At 37.5% G+C, this 22692-nt stretch carries 16 protein-coding genes, 2 tRNA genes and 2 rRNA genes (1 of these 20 only partly in view); 11 read left to right on the top strand and 9 right to left on the bottom strand.

The features are described from left to right. The 5 genes from ZPR_RS08765 to ZPR_RS08745 all read right to left on the bottom strand — a co-directional run. Window positions 1–938: ribosomal RNA gene (locus tag ZPR_RS08765) — 23S ribosomal RNA — on the bottom strand (it extends 1896 nt beyond the left edge of the window). A gap of 233 nt (window positions 939–1171) precedes the next feature. Continuing rightward, window positions 1172–1248 (bottom strand) — tRNA-Ala (locus ZPR_RS08760). A gap of 158 nt (window positions 1249–1406) precedes the next feature. Then, window positions 1407–1480: transfer RNA gene (locus tag ZPR_RS08755), tRNA-Ile, on the bottom strand. Window positions 1481–1663: 183 nt separating this feature from the next. Further along, a 16S ribosomal RNA gene (locus ZPR_RS08750) occupies window positions 1664–3189 on the bottom strand. The 16S and 23S rRNA genes sit together here with 2 tRNA genes alongside, the layout of an rRNA operon. Window positions 3190–3985: 796 nt before the next feature. Continuing rightward, the gene (locus ZPR_RS08745) at window positions 3986–4705 is read right to left on the bottom strand and encodes a DUF4294 domain-containing protein (RefSeq protein ID WP_013071276.1); all 720 of its coding nucleotides are present in this window, start codon (window positions 4703–4705) and stop codon (window positions 3986–3988) included. A 70-nt stretch (window positions 4706–4775) separates the two neighbouring features. Here ZPR_RS08745 and ZPR_RS08740 point away from each other — a divergent pair, with 70 nt between their 5' ends. The 4 genes from ZPR_RS08740 to ZPR_RS08725 all read left to right on the top strand — a co-directional run bounded on the left by ZPR_RS08740 (window position 4776) and on the right by ZPR_RS08725 (window position 9690). Beyond that, window positions 4776–5864, top strand: coding sequence for a M42 family metallopeptidase (locus ZPR_RS08740; protein ID WP_013071275.1), 1089 nt, complete (start codon window positions 4776–4778; stop codon window positions 5862–5864). Window positions 5865–5992: 128 nt separating this feature from the next. Further along, window positions 5993–7069 carry a DNA topoisomerase IB gene (locus ZPR_RS08735; protein ID WP_013071274.1) on the top strand — a complete coding sequence of 359 codons (1077 nt, stop codon included), beginning with the start codon at window positions 5993–5995 and terminating at the stop codon, window positions 7067–7069. Window positions 7070–7111: 42 nt separating this feature from the next. Continuing rightward, a complete protein-coding gene (locus ZPR_RS08730; protein ID WP_013071273.1) occupies window positions 7112–9034 on the top strand; it encodes a DUF294 nucleotidyltransferase-like domain-containing protein in 1923 nt (640 codons plus the stop codon). Continuing rightward, window positions 9034–9690 (top strand): 3'-5' exonuclease, encoded by a 657-nt coding sequence (locus tag ZPR_RS08725; protein WP_013071272.1) that lies wholly within the window; start codon window positions 9034–9036, stop codon window positions 9688–9690. The genes ZPR_RS08730 and ZPR_RS08725 overlap by 1 nt, the downstream gene beginning before the upstream one ends. A gap of 168 nt (window positions 9691–9858) precedes the next feature. Here the strand turns inward: ZPR_RS08725 and acs are convergent, their stop codons facing one another. From acs to ZPR_RS08710, 3 genes are all read right to left on the bottom strand, one after another. Next, complete coding sequence (gene acs / locus ZPR_RS08720; RefSeq protein ID WP_013071271.1) at window positions 9859–11766, bottom strand: acetate--CoA ligase; 1908 nt, start codon at window positions 11764–11766, stop codon at window positions 9859–9861. 162 nt (window positions 11767–11928) lie between these two features. Next, window positions 11929–12876 carry a phosphoribosylaminoimidazolesuccinocarboxamide synthase gene (locus ZPR_RS08715; protein ID WP_013071270.1) on the bottom strand — a complete coding sequence of 316 codons (948 nt, stop codon included), beginning with the start codon at window positions 12874–12876 and terminating at the stop codon, window positions 11929–11931. A gap of 29 nt (window positions 12877–12905) precedes the next feature. Beyond that, window positions 12906–13859 carry a PhoH family protein gene (locus tag ZPR_RS08710; RefSeq protein WP_013071269.1) on the bottom strand — a complete coding sequence of 318 codons (954 nt, stop codon included), beginning with the start codon at window positions 13857–13859 and terminating at the stop codon, window positions 12906–12908. A gap of 333 nt (window positions 13860–14192) precedes the next feature. Between ZPR_RS08710 and ZPR_RS08705 the strand changes: the two genes are divergently transcribed. The 5 genes from ZPR_RS08705 to dnaN all read left to right on the top strand — a co-directional run bounded on the left by ZPR_RS08705 (window position 14193) and on the right by dnaN (window position 19063). Continuing rightward, the gene (locus tag ZPR_RS08705) at window positions 14193–15059 is read left to right on the top strand and encodes an SAM hydrolase/SAM-dependent halogenase family protein (RefSeq protein WP_013071268.1); all 867 of its coding nucleotides are present in this window, start codon (window positions 14193–14195) and stop codon (window positions 15057–15059) included. Continuing rightward, window positions 15028–15330 (top strand): putative quinol monooxygenase, encoded by a 303-nt coding sequence (locus ZPR_RS08700; RefSeq protein ID WP_041578797.1) that lies wholly within the window; start codon window positions 15028–15030, stop codon window positions 15328–15330. The genes ZPR_RS08705 and ZPR_RS08700 overlap by 32 nt, the downstream gene beginning before the upstream one ends. 6 nt (window positions 15331–15336) lie before the next feature. Next, complete coding sequence (gldF, locus tag ZPR_RS08695) at window positions 15337–16071, top strand: gliding motility-associated ABC transporter permease subunit GldF (RefSeq protein WP_013071266.1); 735 nt, start codon at window positions 15337–15339, stop codon at window positions 16069–16071. A 2-nt stretch (window positions 16072–16073) separates the two neighbouring features. Beyond that, window positions 16074–17750, top strand: a complete 1677-nt coding sequence (gldG, locus tag ZPR_RS08690) for a gliding motility-associated ABC transporter substrate-binding protein GldG (protein WP_013071265.1) — start codon at window positions 16074–16076, stop codon at window positions 17748–17750. A gap of 194 nt (window positions 17751–17944) precedes the next feature. Further along, window positions 17945–19063, top strand: a complete 1119-nt coding sequence (dnaN, locus tag ZPR_RS08685) for a DNA polymerase III subunit beta (protein ID WP_013071264.1) — start codon at window positions 17945–17947, stop codon at window positions 19061–19063. Between the two features lie 129 nt (window positions 19064–19192). On the opposite strand, the gene ZPR_RS08680 is transcribed toward dnaN, so the two are convergent. Continuing rightward, a complete protein-coding gene (locus ZPR_RS08680) occupies window positions 19193–19549 on the bottom strand; it encodes a DUF4870 domain-containing protein (protein ID WP_013071263.1) in 357 nt (118 codons plus the stop codon). A 137-nt stretch (window positions 19550–19686) separates the two neighbouring features. On the opposite strand from ZPR_RS08680, the gene mnmE reads away from it, so the two are divergent. Next, window positions 19687–21129 (top strand): tRNA uridine-5-carboxymethylaminomethyl(34) synthesis GTPase MnmE, encoded by a 1443-nt coding sequence (gene mnmE, locus ZPR_RS08675; RefSeq protein WP_013071262.1) that lies wholly within the window; start codon window positions 19687–19689, stop codon window positions 21127–21129. Between the two features lie 172 nt (window positions 21130–21301). Then, a complete protein-coding gene (locus tag ZPR_RS08670; RefSeq protein ID WP_009779548.1) occupies window positions 21302–22468 on the top strand; it encodes a site-specific integrase in 1167 nt (388 codons plus the stop codon). Window positions 22469–22692 lie beyond the last annotated feature (224 nt).

Below are 22692 nucleotides of genomic sequence, written 5' to 3'. Positions count from 1 at the left end.
GAGTTTGTCAGGAATTGGTAGGCGGTGAAGCCCCCGCATCCAATCAGTAGCTCTACCTCTATAAAACTAATATACCGCTGCACCTAAATGCATTTCGGGGAGTACGAGCTATTTCCGAGTTTGATTGGCCTTTCACCCCTACCCTCAGGTCATCCCAAGACTTTTCAACGTCAACGGGTTCGGTCCTCCACTGTGTGTTACCACAGCTTCAACCTGCCCAAGGGTAGATCACACGGTTTCGCGTCTACCATGACCAACTAATTCGCCCTATTCAGACTCGCTTTCGCTACGGCTCCACACCTGAAGTGCTTAACCTTGCTGGTAACGGTAACTCGTAGGCTCATTATGCAAAAGGCACGCCGTCACCCCTAAAGGCTCCGACCGCTTGTAAGCGTATGGTTTCAGGATCTATTTCACTCCCTTGTTCAGGGTTCTTTTCACCTTTCCCTCACGGTACTGGTTCACTATCGGTCTCTCAGGAGTATTTAGCCTTGGCGGATGGTCCCGCCGGATTCATACAGGGTTTCACGTGCCCCGCACTACTCAGGATACCACTATCTATAACATGCTTTACCTATACCGGGCTATCACCGTCTTTGGCCCCTCTTTCCAAAGGGTTCTAATTCATTATGCATAAAATGTCGTGGTCCTACAACCCCATACCGTCCGTAAACGATATGGTTTGGGCTAATACGCGTTCGCTCGCCGCTACTAGCGTAATCACTTTTGTTTTCTCTTCCTCCGGGTACTTAGATGTTTCAGTTCTCCGGGTTCGCCTCCTTTCGGATACTATATCTTCAATATAGTGGGTTGCCCCATTCGGATATCTGCGGATCAATTTGTATGTGCCAATCCCCGCAGCTTTTCGCAGCTTATCACGTCCTTCTTCGCCTCTGAGAGCCTAGGCATTCCCCATACGCCCTTAATAAGCTTGTATGCTTTTTACCTAATATGCTCGCACAACCACCTTAACGATGGTCGTTAACTTTTTTGTTTTGCTATTATTACAATAGAATTCTTACAAACCCTATCTCATAATAAGCGTTAGTTTCTCGTATTCTTTATTTCTCAATATGTCAATGAACGATCGCGAGTCGCGATAGACGTATAAACAATCTATGCTTCCCACTGCAAACTCTGAAGATTATCTTTCAAATCTCCAGGCATTGCCTGGTGGAGAATATCGGAGTCGAACCGATGACCTCCTGCGTGCAAGGCAGGCGCTCTAGCCAGCTGAGCTAATCCCCCATTTTCAGTGATCAGTTAACAGTTATCAGTTAACAGTACTTATAACGGCTACTCAACCTCTAAAATTTCCTTTTTGTTATTTCAAATGAACTTCCGTGTCTCAAGTTTAACTTTAAACTTTTAAACCTTCAACTTTAAACTCGCGCTTTGCGCGGTCGTAGTCTCAGGCAGACTCGAACTGCCGACCTCTACATTATCAGTGTAGCGCTCTAACCAGCTGAGCTATGAGACTGTCCATAACAGTTTTAAAGTTTACCAGTTAAAAGTCACAAAGCAATACTACTTTCTACTTTTTCAACTTTTTACTTTAATACTGTAGTTTATCGAATTGACATTAAGAATCAAGACCTTAAAGGCTTGCTTTTGAACTTCCCTTTATTTAATTGCGATTCTCTTTTGAAAGAGAATGCTCTAGAAAGGAGGTGTTCCAGCCGCACCTTCCGGTACGGCTACCTTGTTACGACTTAGCCCCAGTTACCAGTTTTACCCTAGGCCGCTCCTTGCGGTAACGGACTTCAGGTACCCCCGGCTTCCATGGCTTGACGGGCGGTGTGTACAAGGCCCGGGAACGTATTCACCGCATCATGGCTGATATGCGATTACTAGCGATTCCAGCTTCACGTAGTCGAGTTGCAGACTACGATCCGAACTGTGATAGGGTTTATAGATTCGCTCCTTCTCGCGAAGTGGCTGCTCTCTGTCCCTACCATTGTAGCACGTGTGTGGCCCAGGACGTAAGGGCCGTGATGATTTGACGTCATCCCCACCTCCCTCACGGTTTGCACCGGCAGTCTGGCTAGAGTTCCCACCATTACGTGCTGGCAACTAACCACAGGGGTTGCGCTCGTTATAGGACTTAACCTGACACCTCACGGCACGAGCTGACGACAACCATGCAGCACCTTGCAATCTGTCCGAAGAAATATCTGTTTCCAAATACGTCAGACTGCATTTAAGCCCTGGTAAGGTTCCTCGCGTATCATCGAATTAAACCACATGCTCCACCGCTTGTGCGGGCCCCCGTCAATTCCTTTGAGTTTCATTCTTGCGAACGTACTCCCCAGGTGGGTTACTTATCACTTTCGCTTAACCACCCAGCCCTCAATTAGGCCGGACAGCTAGTAACCATCGTTTACGGCGTAGACTACCAGGGTATCTAATCCTGTTCGCTACCTACGCTTTCGTCCATCAGCGTCAATATAGTATTAGTGATCTGCCTTCGCAATCGGTATTCTGTGTAATATCTATGCATTTCACCGCTACACTACACATTCTAACCACTTCATACTAATTCAAGGTCTACAGTATCAATGGCAGTTCTACAGTTAAGCTGCAGACTTTCACCACTGACTTATAGACCCGCCTACGGACCCTTTAAACCCAATGATTCCGGATAACGCTTGGATCCTCCGTATTACCGCGGCTGCTGGCACGGAGTTAGCCGATCCTTATTCATAGAGTACCGTCAGCTCCTTACACGTAAGGAGGGTTCTTCCTCTGTAAAAGCAGTTTACAACCCATAGGGCCGTCTTCCTGCACGCGGCATGGCTGGATCAGGCTCTCGCCCATTGTCCAATATTCCTCACTGCTGCCTCCCGTAGGAGTCTGGTCCGTGTCTCAGTACCAGTGTGGGGGATCTCCCTCTCAGGACCCCTACCTATCGTAGCCATGGTAAGCCGTTACCTTACCATCTAGCTAATAGGACGCATGCTCATCTCTTACCGTAACCTTTAATCATAAACTGAGGCCAGTCTATAATACTATGAGGTATTAATCCACGTTTCCATGGGCTATCCCTCAGTAAGAGGTAGATTGCATACGCGTTACGCACCCGTGCGCCGGTCGTCAGCAGAGTGCAAGCACTCCCTGTTACCCCTCGACTTGCATGTGTTAGGCCTGCCGCTAGCGTTCATCCTGAGCCAGGATCAAACTCTTCATCGTTGTTTCATTAATATGTGACAACTAAATAAATGTTTTCCTTCTCAAGAAGTCTAAAGCTCAAAAGTTTGACTCTTTATAGTCTTAATTCTTAATCTTTACGCTATACCAATCTTAATAAATTAAGATTGATATCGTCTAGTCAATTCAATATGTCAATGAACTTATTCAAAGTCCGGGTTCCTAAAAACCCTTTCGGTAGAAATTAAGGAATCGAACCTTACCAACACCCCATCCGGTATCTCCTAGTCACTCAGTATATTAAGAGCATTTTTACTTGTTCTAAAAGCGGTTGCAAATGTACAACTAATTTTTAAACTCACAAGAAAAAATTAAAATTTATTTTTTCTTAATTTTAAACCCTCAACCCTTCCAAAGAACCTCGCCGTTAAAGCGGCTGCAAATATACAACCCTTTTTCTTTAACCACCAAAACTTTTTTTAAGTTTTTTTTCAGTCTAAAATATCACGCTATCCCAATGAACATCCGCCATAACACCTTATCTACTCTGGCGTTAAGCGGCTGCAAATATACAACCTTTTATTTCTTTCCTGCAAAACTTTTTTAAGTTTTTTTTAGAACCTTTTTCAGTATACCTCTCAATGAACATCCGCTTACTAAATACCACCTCAGCGGCTAAGCGGGTGCAAATATACAGCCGTTTTTTAATACAAAACAAACTTTCAAATTGATTTTTTCATCAATCTGAAAAACTATTTTATAAAAGCCTGATTTGATTAGAGTTGAGAATAGCTAATTTAAGAAAAAAAAACTTTTGGGCAAAGAAAAAATACAAATATTATAAAACATCCCATTTATCGGTAAGTTCCAGAAAGTCGAAATCTAGTGCTGATGGTTGCGATTCTAAAACATTATTTTGAAAAGACCGCTGTAAAATGTCTTCTATTATATAATCCTCTTCATTATTTATTGGATCATACTCCTCTTTAAGTGATATTTCAAAAAGGCTTGCTGTGGTATTATACCAAAAGGCTCTCCAACCGCTACGAAGCTCCTTTATTAATTCGAATGCTGTAATTCCTGTTTGACGATGAATTAATTTTACCAAAATCTGTCCTTCAGTATGCGTCATTTTTTTTAATTCTTCGGCAAATTGATCTTCAATATAGTTTTGGACGATTTTTGTATATTTTTTTCGGCCCCTCTTCGATTTAATACTCCCTAGCCTTTCATTAAGCGATGTAAGTCTTTCTGCCGCTAATTTTGCATAAGGATAAACCTTCCTTGTTTTCCTGCGTAAAATCAAATATCTTCTTCTATCTGTATTATTTTTAAAATGAAGGCGCTTAAGTATAAGGACTTCATCTAAATCAATACTTTCCCTTACTATAGAGTCTCCGGCAATAATCATATATCGTTTATCTTCTTCTGGATGAGATATTGTATCGCTCTGCCCAAAGACTCCAATAGAACTAATAAAGCAGACAAGCAATAATAAAGTTGTTTTCAATTGATTATTATTCAGCATAAATTCATCCAAAAAATTATCTAAAATCATTCCAAAATTAAACAATATCCAATTGTCTTCAATTTAATTCTTACTAAATTCGCTACAAATCAAAAATAATATGAGTAAAGAAAGTATTTTAGATAAAGAATCGATCGATTTCCTAGAAAAGTACCTGAATAATGCATCTCCAACAGGCTATGAATCTGAAGGTCAAAAACTTTGGATGGAATATCTAAAACCTTATGTTGACGAATTTATTACCGACACCTACGGAACGGCCGTTGGAGTTATAAACCCCGAAGCTGAATTTAAAGTAGTTATTGAAGGACATGCTGATGAAATTTCGTGGTATGTAAATTACATAAGTGACGAAGGATTTATTTACGTCATTCGAAATGGTGGTAGTGACCATCAAATTGCAGCATCTAAAAGAGTAAACATTCATACCAAAAAAGGTATTGTAAAAGGGGTTTTTGGGTGGCCTGCCATTCATACCCGTAATAAAGAGAAAGAACAATCGCCAAAATTATCGAATATCTGTATTGATGTTGGATGTAGTTCTAAGGAAGAAGTTGAAAAACTTGGCGTACATGTGGGCTGTGTGATTACTTATCCTGATGAATTTTTTATCCTGAACGAAAATAAATTTGTCTGCAGGGCTTTAGATAATAGAATTGGCGGCTTTATGGTTGCTCATGTAGCTAAGCTATTAAAAGAAAATGGAAAAAAACTTCCATTTGGTCTTTATATCACAAATTCGGTTCAGGAAGAAATTGGTCTTCGTGGTGCTGAAATGATTACGCAACGCATTAAACCAAACGTAGCGATTGTTACCGATGTTACCCACGATACCACTACACCAATGATCGATCAAAAATCAAATGGATTGGCTAAAATTGGTGATGGTCCAGTAATAAGTTATGCTCCGGCTGTACAAAACAATCTTAGAGAGTTATTAATAGATACAGCTGAAAAAAATAAAATTCCTTTTCAACGAGCAGCATCTTCAAGACTTACCGGCACAGATACCGATGCTTTTGCGTATAGTAACGGCGGAGTAGCTTCAGCATTAATTAGTCTTCCTCTTCGCTATATGCATACGACCGTAGAAATGGTACATAGAGAAGATGTTGAAAACGTGATAAAACTAATTTACGAAAGTATTTTAAAAATAAAAGATGGTGAAACTTTTAGTTATTTCAGCTAAACAAACACTCTCAATTATTCAAAAAGCTCCTTCTAATAGGAGCTTTTTTATTTTCTTTAAGCAAGGTTTCACAGATCTTTATTAAATGTTTTAGCACATTACCTTTACCTTTCTACAAAAAAAATAGAATGGTATTATCCCCGGAAGATATAGATGTAATTTTAGAAGATCCTTCAGAAGCGGCAAAATTAGCCAATCTCACCTATGTTTCAGAGCATCATCTTTCCATAAAACGTAAAAAAGCAGGGCGCGGCTTCTCTTATTTTAAGGAAGAAAAAAGAATTAAGGATTCTAAAATTATAGAACGTATCAAAAGTCTGGTCATTCCACCGGCATGGACACAGGTAAATATTTCTAATTTGGAAAACGGACATTTACAGGTCGTGGGAAGAGATGAGAAAAGGCGGAAACAGTACATTTACCATCCATTATGGTCAAAAATGAAAAATGAAACTAAATTTTTTAAAATGACCGCTTTCGGAAAAAAATTACCTCAAATAAGGAAAAAAGTAGATGCTGATCTTGATCTCCCCGGAATGTGTAAACAAAAAGTCCTGGCTCTAATCATTAGACTTATGGAAGAAACGCATATCAGAATTGGAAACGACTATTATGCGCAGAAAAACAAAACTTATGGATTATCTACTTTTCGCACCCGCCATGTAAAAACCTATGATGATGAAGTGAAATTTGAATTTGTCGGAAAAAAAGGAAAAGAACATTCTATTAGCGTTCAGAATAAAGAGTTGATCAAGCTGATTAATCAATGTGAAGACATCCCAGGCTGGGAACTCTTTAAATTTTACGATGAAAATGGTGAAAAGCATACTATTGATAGTGGAATGATCAATGATTATATACATGCAATAGCTGGAGAACTATTTTCAGCAAAAGACTTTAGAACATGGGCTGCTTCCAAAATTTTCTTTGAAACACTAAAAGAACTGGGATATATTGAAGATGAAAAAGAAAATAAAAAAACAATTTTAACTTCTTTTGATGCCGCCGCCAGTGGATTAGGTAATACCCGCGCTGTTTGCAGAAGCTATTATGTACACCCAAAAATTGTGGAAGCTTATGCAGATGGTAGTATTGTCCCCTATTTTAACAAAGTAAAAAATGAAAGTGTAAAAGATTACACCAAACTTTCTGAGACCGAAAAAGTAATGTTAAACTTAATTGAGGATTATGAAATAAGGATATAACCCAAACTTTTAATTAAATTCGTTATTAAATTTTGAATAACGATGAAAAACTCCATCGCCCATAGGATAGCCGATTTCCTAAAAGACTTCCCTCCTTTTAATTTTTTAAATGCAGATGAACTTTTAAATATTTCTGAGGAATCTGAAGTGTTATATATAGACAAAGGCAATATTCTTTTTAATGAAGGTGAAAATGTACATGCATTCTTTTATATTGTACATAAAGGAGCGATTCAATTACAGAAATTCCAAAATGAACGATACGAAACATTAGACACCTGTGATGAAGGAGATATTTTTGGACTTCGCCCTTTATTTGCAGAAGAAAATTATATCATGAATGCCATTGCTGAAGAGGAGAGTATTATATATGGTATTCCTATTAAACAATTTAAGCCTTTAACCGAATCTAATAAAAAAGTAGGCAACTTCCTTATTCAAAGTTTTGCCACCAACACTCGTAATCCTTACGCCAGGGAGGACAAGGGAAAATTATTTTTTGGCAACCAGGTGATCGAGCCTATAAGCAATAGTCCACTGTTCGAATTACAACCTGCACCAATCATTAAAAAAATTGTAACTACCTCTCCAGAAACCAGTATTAAGAGCGCTGCTCAACTAATGAGCAAAAGAAAGGTAGGCTCTATTCTCGTCACAAAGAATGATGTGCCAGTGGGTATTCTTACCGATGAGGATTTTCGAAACTCTATTGCAACAGGTGCATACTCTATAGATACTCCTGTTGAAAAAATTATGAGTTATCCAGTGATCTGCTATCCTAAAAATGTAACTATTGCACAGGCGCAAATCACTATGATGAAACACAATATCAATCATATTTGTATTACAGAAGATGGCACCCCAAATACACGAGTTATCGGAATCCTCTCAGAGCATGATATTATGGTCTCCCAGGGTAATAGTCCGTCGGTTTTAATGAAGGCCATTCAACGTTCCCATAGTACCAAAGAGTTAAAGAAAATCAGAAATAAGATCAACCTTTTGCTTGGCGGATATATTCAAAATAATATTCCACTTACTCATATTTCAAAATTAATATTCGAACTTAATGACGCCACGATTAAAAGAGTAATTTCCAGATGCGTGATTAAATTACAACAAGAACCTCCTGTTAAGTTCGCATGGTTAAGTATGGGAAGCCAGGGCCGAAAGGAACAGCTTTTACAAACCGATCAGGATAACGCGATTATATTTGCAGATCCTCCGGAAGGCAAGCTAGAGGCCACCAGAGATTACTTTCTACAACTCGCCACCAAAGTAAATAAAAGATTAATGATTGTGGGTTATGAATATTGCCCTGCAGATATGATGGCGAAAAACCCAAGATGGTGTTTAAGTTTAAGCGAGTGGAAAGAACAGGTAGCCAAGTGGATAAAAGAACCGGGGCCAGACGAAATATTACTTTCTAATATTTTCTTTGATTATGATATCACCTTTGGCGATTCGTTGTTATCCAATAATCTATCGGATTATATTCTTGGCTTAATTGACGATTATCCAAAATTTTTAAGCGTTATGGGTTCTAACGCTTTAAGAAATCCTTCTCCTCTAGGATTTTTTAGACAGTTTTTAGTGGAACAGGATGGCGAGAAAAAAGACTTTTTTGATATAAAAAAGCGTGGTTTACAGCCTTTAACCGAAAGTGCCCGACTGCTGATCTTATCTTATAAAATAAAAAATATCAGCAATACTGCAGAGCGTTTTGATCGTTTGGCGCAATTAGAACCAAAAAACAAAGAACTTTTTGAAGGCTGCTCTTATGCCTCGAAAGCCTTGCTGAAGTTTAGGACAAAACAAGGACTTCAAAATAGAGATAGTGGACGTTTTATCGATCTTTCAAAATTAAATAAAGAAGATAAGATGAAATTAAAACGTGCTTTTAAATATATAAAAGCGGTTCAGGATTTATTAAAAATGAGGTTTGAAACCGCAACTGTATTGTAATGTTTGACTGGTTTAAAAAAGACGAATCTCACCTACCCGAATTCTGGCAAAAATATTCAGCTGGATTTAATAGCAACCAAAAAGAGCAACTTATTGCAGAGACAACATTTGTGGTCTTAGATACTGAAACCACGGGTTTTGATCAGGAAAAAGATCGAATTCTAAGTATTGGTTGTGTAAAAATAAAAAACAATAAATTACTGGTTGCCGATAGTTTTGAAATTTACCTGAAACAGGAAAAATTTAATCCCGATACTGTCGAAATACACGGTCTGATAAAACATGAACGCTTTGAAACAATTTCTGAAGAAAAAGCGATTCAGTTATTTCTAAAGTATATTAAAGACTCTGTGTTAGTGGCTCATCATGCCGGGTTCGATATTAATATGATCAATGCTGCACTTAAAAGAAATCATCTTCCGAAGTTAAAGAACAGGGTTTTAGATACCGGAATATTATATCGAAAAACCAGGATTATATCAAATTTTATCGATCAACACAAAACGTATAGTTTAGATGAAGTGGCCCTGGCGTATAATATTGATCTTAAAGATAGACATACCGCCATTGGTGATGCGTTTATTACCGCTATTGCATTTCTAAAAATCCTGGGACGACTGAAACGTAAAAAACTAAAAGAACTATTCAAAAAGTAAATCACTTCAAGTCAAACCCACGCGGTATTTATTAAAAATTTATTCTTTTTTGGAAAAATTCCGAATCCATTAGCTATAGTGCCAGGATCGAAGCATTTTATGTCGATTATCTAGTAAAGTCCGGGATAAATTACCCGGACTTTATAGTATTTTTATAAATTCTGAAATTTATAAAGCTTCTGCAATAATCGCTTCGACCACCTCAGGATTTAATAAGGTTGAAGTATCTCCTAAATCTGAAGTATCATCGGAAGCTATTTTACGTAAAATTCTTCGCATAATTTTTCCACTTCGGGTTTTAGGTAAGCCTTCTACAAACTGTATTTTATCTGGCTTGGCAATTGGTCCAACTTTATCAGCAATTTGTTGATTGATCTCTTTTCTTAAGTTATCACGTTTACGGCTCTCACCAGACTCCTTAAGGATTACAAATGCATACAGTGCATTTCCTTTCACATCATGAGGAAAACCAACCACTGCACTTTCGGCAACTGCCGGATGTTCGTTAATCGCATCCTCTATAGGGGCAGTACCTAGATTATGTCCGGAAACAATAATAACATCATCCGTTCTACCGGTTATTCTGTAATATCCCACTTCATCCCTCATGGCTCCATCACCGGTAAAGTACTTTCCTTCAAAAGTCGAAAAATAAGTATCCTTATAGCGCTCGTGATCTCCCCAAACAGTTCTGGCAATCGATGGCCAGGGAAATTTTACAGATAAGCGACCACTTACCTGATTTCCCTTTATTTCCTTGCCATCATCGTCCATTAAGCTAGGTTGAATTCCAGGCATGGGTAAAGTCGCGTAAGTAGGTTTTGTGGGAGTTACATAGGGCATTGGTGAAATCATAATTCCTCCTGTTTCAGTTTGCCACCAGGTATCCACTATAGGACTCTGGTTTTTACCTATATTATCATTAAACCAATGCCATGCCTCCTCATTTATAGGTTCCCCTACAGACCCCAGAACTTTTAAAGAAGAAAGATCATGATTTTCTACAAATTCAATATTACGTTTTGCCAAAGCTCTAATCGCAGTTGGTGCGGTATAGAATTGTGTGATTTTGTGTTTTTCTACAATTTCCCAAAAACGCCCATAATCAGGATAAGACGGTACTCCTTCAAACATTACTGTAGTAGCTCCGTTGGCCAGTGGACCATAAACTATATAGGAATGCCCCGTGATCCATCCAATATCAGCTGTACACCAATACACATCACCTTCGGTATAATTAAAAATATTTTTGAAGGTAAACGCGGTATACACCATATATCCTGCGGTAGTATGTAACATTCCTTTTGGTTTGCCGGTAGAACCAGAGGTATATAAAATAAATAAAGGATCTTCAGCATCCACAATTTCAGGAGCGCATTGTTCTGAAGCCTTATCCATTAAAGGGGACAACCATTCGTCGCGCCCGTCTTTCATATTAATTTCTTCACCAGTTCTTTTTACCACCAAAACCGAGGATACATCTGGACAATCTTCTAAAGCTTCGTCTACAATATTCTTAAGATTAAGTGTTTTTGCACCACGATAAGAACCGTCTGAAGTAATCATCATTTTACAATCGGCATCCAGAGTTCTTGTAGCCAATGCCTTGCTGGAGAATCCTGCAAATACAACAGAATGTATAGCCCCTATCCTGGCACAAGCGAGAACGGAATAAGCAAGTTCTGGCACCATTGGTAAATAGATACAAACCCTATCTCCTTTTTGAATACCCTTGCTTTTTAAAACGTTTGCGAGCTTATTTACTTTTTTATGCAGCTCGTTATAAGTGATATGTTGAGCTTCTTCACTACTATCGTTAGGCTCCCAAATAATGGCGGTTTTCTCTCCTCGAGTTAAAAGATGACGATCTATACAGTTTTCAGTGATATTCAGTTTAGCATTTTCAAACCATTTTACTTCTGGTTTGGTAAAATCCCAGCTTAATACATTGTCCCATTTTTTTCTCCAGGTAAAATGCTCTTCGGCAATTTCTGCCCAAAAATTTTCTGGTTCGCGCACGGATTTTCTATAAACCTGAAAATATTCTTCCAGATTTTTAATGTGGTAATTACTCATAATTATCAATCGGTTGTAAGGATTCTTTAATTTTCCCTTAAAACTATTGATTTTTTACTGATTTCGCTTGAACAATTCTATGTTTTTACAAAAATTTAAACATAAAAAAAGCGATATGTCTATTACAACAGATCGCTTTTCTATAGTGATTAGACAGTATTCCTATTTCAAATAGGCTTTTACATTTTCTTCTACCCGTTTTTCAATATTAGAAACATCTGCTTTTTCAAAAGTCTCTCCGGTTATATTTTCATATAATTCTATATATCTTTCGCTTACGGTTTCTATATATTCGTCACTCATAAACGGCACTTCTTGTCCTTCTTTGCCCTGAAAACCATTCTGGATAAGCCACTGGCGAACAAATTCTTTAGAAAGTTGCTTTTGTGGCTCTCCTTTCTCCTGTAATTCTTTATAGGTATTGGCATAGAAATATCTTGAAGAATCAGGGGTATGAATTTCGTCGATCAAAACGATTTTACCATCTTTAGTTTTCCCGAACTCATATTTAGTATCCACTAAAATTAAGCCTCGCTTTTCAGCAATTTCGGTTCCACGTTGAAAAAGTTTTTTGGTGTAATCCTCTAATACCGCATAATCTTCCGCAGAAACAATTCCGCGTTTTAAAATATCTTCTTTAGAGATATCTTCATCATGATCACCCTGTTCTGCTTTGGTAGCCGGAGTAATTATGGGTTCAGGAAAACGATCGTTTTCCTTCATTCCTTCTGGCATAGCCACTCCACAAAGTGTTCTTTTACCAGCTTTATATTCTCTTGCCGCGTGCCCGGAAAGATATCCACGAATCACCATTTCTACTTTAAAAGGTTCGCAGGCTTCACCTACAGCTACGTTAGGATCTGGTGTTGCCTGAAGCCAGTTTGGTACCAAATCTTCAGTATCCTTCATCATTTTAGTAGCGATCTGGTTCAGAATCTGACCTTTATAAGGAATTCCTTTTGGCATCACCACGTCAAAAGCCGAAAGACGGTCTGAGGCGATCATCACCAGTTGATCATCTTCGAAAGCATATACATCTCTCACCTTTCCTTTGTATACTGATTTTTGTCCAGGAAAATTATAATCGGTCTTTATTAGAGTATTACTCATTTCTTTAAAATCGGTTGATTTATTTTTATTTAATCGTTGTGTTCTATTGTTTTGTAGGCCGCGATGATCTTTTTTACCAATCGATGACGAATCACATCTTTATCGTCCAAATATACCATACCTACACCTTTTACGTCTTTTAAAACCAAAAGCGCTTCTTTTAACCCGGATACTGTTCTTCTAGGTAAGTCGATCTGGCCCGGATCGCCGGTAATAATAAATTTAGCATTTTTCCCCATTCGGGTTAAAAACATTTTCATTTGTGCATGGGTAGTATTTTGTGCTTCATCTAAGATTACAAACGCATTATCCAAGGTTCTACCACGCATAAAGGCTAATGGGGCTATCTGTATCACTCCTTTTTCGATAAAAGATTCAAGTCTTTCTGCCGGGATCATATCGCGTAATCCATCATACAGTGGCTGCATGTAAGGATCCAGTTTTTCTTTAAGATCTCCCGGTAAAAATCCAAGGTTCTCCCCCGCTTCCACCGCGGGACGAGTAAGAATGATCCTTTTAACCTCTTTTTCTTTTAAAGCTTTAACCGCTAGGGCTACACCGGTATACGTTTTTCCGGTTCCCGCCGGGCCTATAGCAAATAACAGATCGTTCTTTTTACTAAGATCTACCATTTTACGCTGGTTGGCGGTTTGTGCTTTGATTAATCTACCGCTTACTCCATGCACCAAAACCTCACCGCTTTCTTTAGAAGATTGATATTCTTCCTTACTCTCACTCGTTAAGACGCGCTCAATAACATTTTCATCCAGTTTATTAAACTTTCCAAAATGCTCGATAAGCATGGTAAATCGCTTATCGAATTCTTCCAGCATTTCTTCATCTCCAAAAACTTTTATTTTACTTCCTCGTGCTACGATTTTTAACTTCGGAAAATATCTTTTTAAAAGTTCAATATGTTCATTACCCTGCCCAAAAAAATCTCTGGGACTAATCTCTGAAAGTTCGATTACAAGTTCGTTCAAAAGCCTTTGTTTTAGTTAAAATTTGGTGGTTATAAGCATAAACTACCTCTGGGAAAGCCCATAAGTCATTTATTATGATTTCTTTATTTCAATACCTCCTATCCCGATAGCTATCTAGATAAGAACCGGAGCATTTAATCTCGATTATCGAGTAAAATTCTTACCGGTTAAATTTGTGTTCCAAATATCAGGATTTATTTTTGCAGCCTGATTTATCGCCATATTTTTGGCGCAATTTTAAGGTTGGAAGAACAAAATAAAAGTATCTTCGCTCCTTATACAAACTTAAGGAAATTTAGCCTTTACAACTTAAAAAAATATTAACAATCACTTATGGCAATCATTACCTTAACAACCGATTTTGGGCAGAAAGATTACTTTGCAGCAGCGGTTAAAGGAGCTGTTTACAGCGAACTTGATGATGTTAGGATTGTTGATATTTCGCATTGTATCTCTCCTTTTCATATTAGCGAAGCGAGTTATATTATTAAAAATGCTTACAAAAGCTTTCCAAAAGGAAGCATTCATATAATAGGGATTGATTCAGAATTAACGCCAGAGAATAAACATCTGGCCATATTGTTGGACGATCATTATTTTCTTTGTGCCAACAATGGTATTTTGTCATTATTGGCTTCAGAAATTAAGCCTGAAAAAATCGTAGAAATCAATATCCACGATAAGATTGAATCCAACTTTCCTGTGCTGGATATTTTTGTGAAAGTAGCCTGTCATATTGCACGCGGTGGTACTTTAGATGTTATAGGAAAAAATATTCAGGAGATTAAATATCTAAAACAAATTGAGCCTTTAATCAACTCAGATAAAAACCAGATTATCGGGCATGTAATTTATATTGATAATTATGGGAATGTGATTACCAATATTTCCAGGAAATTATTCGAGAATATAGGCAAAGGAAGAAATTTTACCATTAGTGCAAGAATGGTCACCTTTAGTAAGGTACATGAAACTTATAGTGACTGCATTAACTTTAAGATAGAAAAAGAAAAACGCGGCGAAGAAGATGGTAAAAAACTAGCTGTATTTAATTCGGCCGGATATATCGAACTGGCCATTTATAAAAGTAATCCCTTAACTGTGGGCAGCGCGGCCAGCCTCTTTGGATTACAAAATCGTGATACCGTAACTATAAAATTTGAAGCTTATGCTAGTAAGGATCGTAAAGCTGAGCTTTAGCCCTGAAAATATCGATGCTTTTTTAGAAATCTTTGAAAATACCAAAGAGCAAATTCGCAATTTTAAAGGTTGTAGACATTTAGAATTATATCGTGACAAAGACAATACCAGTCAATTTTTTACGTATAGTTACTGGGAAAATGAAAATGCATTGGAAAATTATCGAAATTCTGCATTTTTCAAGGTCGTTTGGAGCAATACCAAAATTTTGTTTAATGCGAAACCAGAAGCCTGGAGTGTTGATCAACTTTGGGTTTCAGATCAAAATTAAGTCGCTTTGTTAGCTATTTTAAATAAAGAAATACAATCTTTTTTTGCCACTCCTATAGGCTATCTGGTCATTGGGATATTTTTGGTGGTTAGCGGCCTGTTTTTATTTGTGTTTACAGGAGAGTATAACATTTTAGATAGCGGTTTCGCTACTATCAAGCCGTTCTTTAATATGGCGCCTTGGATTTTTATCTTTCTGATCCCCGCCATTTCCATGAAAAGCTTTTCTGAAGAACAGAAACTAGGTACCATGGAGCTCTTACTTACTAAACCTTTATCGATCGCTAAACTAATATTTGGCAAATACCTGGGAGCTTTACTATTAGTGATTTTAGCAATTGTTCCTTCGGTTATTTACGTGATCTGCATTTCAGAGTTAGGTCGAACTCCTGGAAATTTTGATTTAGGAGCAACTTTAGGGAGTTATCTGGGACTATTGTTTCTGAGTGGTTGTTATACCGCCATCGGGATATTTTCTTCCAGCTTAACCAAAAACCAGATCGTAGCTTTTATTATAGCTGTTTTTATATGTTTTTTGAGTTTCTTTTTATTTGAAGGAATTTCCGGATTATCAATCTTGGAAGCCCCGGAATACGGAATAGAATACTTCGGAATTAGCTATCATTACCGCAGTATTAGTCGGGGAGTTGTAGATACCCGCGATCTTATTTACTTTTTAAGTTTTATTGCTTTGTTTTTAAAGCTTACGCACTTCAGAATAAAAAATCTAAGAAATAACTAATCTTGAAGCAGTTTTCGAAATATAAATCGGTTGTTTTATTTATCGTAATCTTAATTGCGATAAACTTTGTTGCTTCACACTATTTTGAACGTTTAGATCTTACACAGGACAAGCGCTACACTCTTTCCAAAGCTTCCGAGGAAATAATAGCCGATATTAAAGACCCCATCATTATCGATGTATTTTTAAAAGGTGACTTTCCTTCTGAATTTAGACGCCTGCAAAACGAAACCCGTCAAATCCTTGAAGAATATACAGCTAAAAACAGCAATATCAGCTTTAATTTTATAGACCCTTTGGCTGAAGATGCCAATGCGCAACAGGTGGCTCAACAGTTTTACCAGATGGGCATGTCTCCCGCACGCATAAATGTCATGGAAAACGGGCAAAATAGCGAAACGATTATTTTTCCCTGGGCCATGGCCAATCTTGGTGAAAAATCGGTACGTATTGGTTTGCTTAAAAATCAGTTAGGAAGCAGTGATGAAGATCGTGTGACCAACTCGGTCCAACAATTAGAATACGCTTTTACTGATGCGATAAACAAGCTAATTTACCCCAGGGAAAAGAAAATTGCAGTGATGCGCGGTAATGGTGAATTGCCCAATGCTAATATTGCCGATTTTGTAAAGACGCTTCAACAATATTATTTTATGGCGCCTTTCACTTTAGATTCAGCTGCGGTGAATCCGCAAAAAACACTAAAGGAATTAAGGGAATATGATCTTATCATTGAAGCAAAACCAACCCAACCTTTTACTGAGAACGAGAAATATATTCTGGATCAATACACCATGAACGGTGGAAAATCACTGTGGCTTACCGAAAGTGTTGCGATGGAAAAAGACAGCCTATTAAATCCCAACGGCTCAGCCTTTGCTTTACCACAAAACCTTAATCTGGGGGATTTCTTCTTTAGTTATGGCTTAAGAATTAACCCCAGCCTTGTAAACGATCTATATTCGGCACCAATTATTCTGGCTACCGGGAATGGTAACGATACCCGATTTAATCCCTATCCATGGTTTTATAGTCCGCTTACCACCTCCCCTAACGACCATCCAATCATCAATAATATAGAAGCGGTAAAATTTGATTTTGTAAATCCTATAGACACATTAAAAAACAACATCAAAAAAACGATATTATTAACTAGTTCTCCAAAATCGAAGGTTGAAGGGACTCCTCGTGAGATCAGTTTAAATATCGTTGGTAAAGAACCAGATATTGCGTCGTATACTGATGGTGAACAAGCGCTCGCCGTTTTACTGGAAGGCGAATTTACTTCAGTATACAACAATCGCTTAAAACCCTTTAAAATACGGGATAATTTAGACCAAAGCAAACCTACTGCAATGCTGGTAATTTCGGATGGAGACGTGATCAAAAATGATCTTCAACAAGGGGAACCACTAGCGCTTGGATTTCAAAAATATACCGGTACTACCTATGGTAACAAAGAGTTTTTACTGAATGCCGTTAACTATATGTTGGATGACCGGGGACTAATGGACATTCGTACCAAAAAAGTAACGATCGCATTTTTGGATCCGCAAAAAACTGCTGCTGAACGTAGCAAATGGCAATTGATAAGCATTGCATTACCACTATTGATATTGGGCATTTTTGCGCTGCTTTATACCTGGCTTAGACGCAAGAAATATATCAGGAAGAAATAATGCCTTCAAAAAATTCCTGATTTTCGACATATTAACAATTTAACAGGGTGGTTTTTCAAAAAAGCACTGGAAGATAGCAATTTACTTGTCAACAAATTCAATTTAATGTTAATAAAAACTCCTTTCTCCTGCTTCAATTTTTACAGGATTAAAATATCTTTGTAAGTGATTCTAAATAAATCAATAAAAAGCCAATGAAATTTATTGTATCCAGCAGTTATTTGCTGAAACAGCTTCAGATACTTGGTGGGGTTATTAATAATAACAACACTTTGCCGATATTGGATAATTTCCTTTTTGATTTGAACAATGACGAGTTAACAGTTTCTGCTTCAGATTTAGAGACCACCATGTCTGCTAAATTAAATGTAGAATCTGATTCTGAAGGAAAAATCGCTGTACCGGCCAAACTTCTTTTAGATACGCTAAAAACTTTTCCAGAGCAACCTTTAACTTTTGTTGCCGAGGATAATCATACGATAGAGCTTAGCTCTAATCATGGTAAATACGCACTGGCTTATGCCGATGGTGAAGAATTCCCTAATCCTGTAAGTCTTGAAGATCCAAGCAATACAGTGATCGAAGGTGATATTCTTTCTTCAGCCATTAGTAAGACTATTTTTGCCTCTGGTAATGATGACCTTCGCCCGGTAATGAGCGGCGTGTTCTTTCAGTTCTCTACAGAAGGCTTAACTTTTGTCGCTACAGATGCCCATAAATTGGTAAAGTATTCCCGCGAAGATGTGACGGCTTCACAAACGGCAGAATTTATTATGCCCAAGAAACCGCTTAATCTTTTAAAAGGAATTCTTGCGGGTAGCGAAAGCGAAGTGCTTATCGAATATAATGAGAGTAATGCTAAATTTACTTTTGATGATACCACATTAATTTGCCGTTTAATCGATGGTAAATACCCAAATTACGAAGCGGTAATCCCAAAAGAAAATCCTAATAAACTTACCATAGAGCGTAACCAGTTTTTAAGTTCGGTAAGAAGGGTATCTATTTTCTCTAATAAAACAACGCATCAGGTACGTTTAAAAATCGCCGGAGCCGAGTTAAATATTTCTGCGGAAGATGTAGATTACAGCAACAAAGCTGAAGAGCGTTTAACTTGTGGTTACCAGGGAGATGATATGCAAATTGGTTTTAACTCCAGATTTCTTACCGAAATGCTGAATAATTTAAATTCAGATGAAGTACAGTTAGAAATGAGTTTACCTAACCGTGCCGGAATCTTAACTCCGGTTGACGGATTAGATCCGGGAGAAAAAATTACAATGCTGGTAATGCCGGTAATGTTGAATAACTAATAAATAGACAGCTCTAAATAGGATTCTATTTTATATAAAATTAAAACCCATTCAGTAACCTGAATGGGTTTTTGCTTTTCGATTGATGCATGAAACCAAAGTTGATTCTTTAGTTTGATATTGTATATATTATTGGATGATTCTAATCGTCATTGGGTAATTCGTTGGCTCTCCATTAGAAGCTTTGATCGCGTTGATAATCGGAAAAATTAACCCCAGGATACCTACTAAAATTAAAAACAAAAATCCTAAACCGAATAAAAATATCAACGGAATACAAACTATTGAATAAATAAATAGACTAATCTGAAAATTTATGATCTCTTTCCCCTGCTCGTCCATATCCTGAATTTTATCTTTTTGTGTTGCCCATAAGATCAGCGGTACAATAAAACCTCCTATTCCGGTAACAAAATCCAGTAACTGACTCAAATGCATAATCATTAACATTTGCCTGTCTTCTCGCATTGCACTATACGTTTCCATAATTTTTTGATGGTATTTTGATGGTTAATAAACGTTCCTAAAAAAAGAACTACACTTAAAAGACGAATAAGCCCAAGGAATGTTACAGTTTTCTACAAAATCTTTGCATACGCTCTTTCTTTATTATCTTTGCAGGCATGAAATTAAACGATACCATTGTTGCGCTTGCTACCCCTTCGGGAGCGGGAGCTATTGCTGTAATTCGAGTTTCGGGACCAGAAGCTATTTCGATTGTTGCCCCACTTTTTAAGGCAAAAAGTAAGAAAAAATTAGAAGAACAGCCTACCCATACCCTTCATTTAGGAAATATTGTAGATGGACAGCGCAATTTAGATGAAGTTTTAATTTCAGTGTTTCGAGCACCTAAATCGTATACCGGCGAAGAAACTATCGAAATTAGTTGCCACGGCTCTCCTTATATTCAGCAGGAGATTATTCAGCTTTTGGTAAGAAGTGGTTGTCGCTCTGCAGAAGCCGGAGAATTTACACTTAGAGCATTCCTAAATGCTAAAATGGATTTGAGTCAGGCGGAAGCGGTAGCCGATTTAATCTCTTCTGAAAATGCAGCCTCTCATCAAATGGCCATGCAACAAATGCGCGGTGGTTTTTCCAACGAAATTCAGCGTTTACGGGAAGAATTATTGAACTTTGCTTCTCTGATCGAATTAGAACTCGATTTTGCCGAAGAAGATGTTGAATTTGCGAATCGCGATCAGTTTAGGAATCTGGTAGCCAGAATCCAAAAAGTTTTAAAACGCCTGATCGATTCTTTTGCGACAGGAAATGTATTGAAAAATGGCATTCCCGTTGCCATCGTTGGAGAACCCAATGTTGGTAAATCCACCCTGTTAAATGCTTTATTAAATGAGGAACGTGCCATTGTTTCTGAAATTGCCGGAACCACCCGGGATGTTATTGAAGATGAGCTGGCTATAGGAGGCGTTGGTTTCCGATTTATCGATACTGCCGGTATTAGGGAAACCAAAGATGTGGTAGAAAGTATCGGTATAAAAAAGACGTTCGAAAAAATAGGCCAGGCACAGGTCGTTATTTACCTATTTGATACTTCACGATTAAGCAAAATAGAATTCGCTGAAGGAAGTGTAGCTAAAGATCAGCTTCAGGGAAATGAAACTTCGCTGAACATGATACAAGTAGAGATTGAAAAAATAAAGAATAAATATCCACAAAAACCACTGGTGATTATAGCCAATAAGATCGATCAGTTAACAGAAGAGCAGGTTGAAATTTTAACTTCCAGAATTCCGGATCTTCATTTGCTTTCTGCCAAAACCGGACTGGGTGTTGAAGAATTAAAAGAGAAATTATTGAATTTCGTGAATACCGGTGCTCTTCGAAACAATAATACCATTGTAACGAACAGCCGTCACTATAACGCCCTGCTAAAAGCACTGGAAGAAATCAATAAAGTTGAAGATGGCTTAAATATGGAGCTTTCTGGAGACTTACTGGCAATCGATATTCGACAGGCTTTACATCATTTTGGAGAAATTACCGGTGAAATAACTAATGATGATTTACTGGGTAATATTTTTGCTAATTTCTGTATCGGGAAATAGTTAGACATTTTATTTGATTTTATTTGCCTGTAATTGACTGTAAATCAAATTACTGTTAATAACTCTTGAGTTTTTACTTTCTCTTGGTTATCCGATTTTCATACTTTTATTACACCTAATTTACACCTCAAAATTATTTTTTACACCCGAGGTGTAAAAATTTACACCTGTTATGAAAGTCCATCTAAGAAAGAAGAAATTGAAAAGTGGAAAAACAAGTCTTTATATTGAATACTACAAAGGTCATAAGACCACCGCTGAAGGTAAGATTAAGCATCTTCGAGAATTTGAGTACTTAGAGCTTTATCTAACTACTAATCCGACAAAGGTTTCTGAAAAGAAGAAAAACAAAGAACAGCTTGAACTGGCCGAACAAATCTTGGCCATAAGGAAGGCTTCAATCTATCAAGGGAAATATAAAATCCAAAATAATTCCAAAGGAAGGACAAGTTTTCTCGATTTTTATGAGGAAAAGAAAGAGGAACGCTATCAGACAAAGGGCAATTATGACAACTGGGATGCTGCTCAAAAACATTTAGAAAACTACTGCCCAAACCATATTTCATTCAACGAAGTTGATATTGACTTTATCAAAGGGTTCAAAAAGTATCTTGATACCGTTGCTGTTACAAAAAGTAATAAGAACTTATCCCAGAACACGAAGCATACCTATTTCAATAAGTTCAAAGCGGCTATGCGAGCTGCGTTTGAAGAAGGGTATTTGAAAGAAAACTTAATCGCAAAAGTGAAGGGGTTTGCGATGGGTGAATCCAAAAGAGAATATTTGACCTCTGATGAATTAAAAAGGCTTGCAAAAACCCCTTGCAACATTCAGGTTTTCAAAGATGCTTTCCTATTTTCTGCCTTGACAGGGATAAGATGGTCGGATATTCACAAACTAACCTGGTCCGAAGTACGGGACGAGGGAATTGATAAGTCAGATAACGAAATTTTCCGAATAGTTTTTAAGCAAAAGAAAACTGAAGGAATGGAATATCTATACATATCAAAACAAGCGAGAAGATTATTGGGGAAACGTTCCGAACCAAAAGATAGGGTTTTTACCAACTTGCGTTATAGTGCCTATATGAATCTTCAATTGCTTCGTTGGTGTATGGCTGCCGGTATTTCGAAACATATCACGTTTCACTCTGCACGCCACACCAATGCAGTCTTACTACTCGAAAATGGGGCAGACATCTATACGGTTTCAAAACGTTTGGGGCATAAGGAAATAAGAACTACTGAAATTTATGCCAAGATTATTGACAAGAAAATGAAAGAGGCAGCAAACTTAGTCCCCAAACTGGACCTGGATATTTTAGAAACTGCTGTTTAAATTTAAAGCCAAAACCTCCTTTACTTTGAGATAAGGGCGCTTTAGTACTGTTTCGGTGGTCTAATTGTTAATAACTGTCAGTCATAGGTGTTTTCCCCAATGATTTGGGACGGTAAAATCCATCATTAGATTATCAATTAAATGAGGCTAATTAAATTTGAACTCATTTATAGTCAAACAAGTCTAATCGTCTTATTCAATGATATTTGTGAATAAGTAATGTA

It is taken from the genome of Zunongwangia profunda SM-A87 (genome assembly GCF_000023465.1).
Taxonomy (GTDB): domain Bacteria; phylum Bacteroidota; class Bacteroidia; order Flavobacteriales; family Flavobacteriaceae; genus Zunongwangia; species Zunongwangia profunda.
The sequence above is the reverse complement of the archived record's forward strand: the minus strand, read 5'-3'. Positions and strand labels throughout refer to the sequence as shown.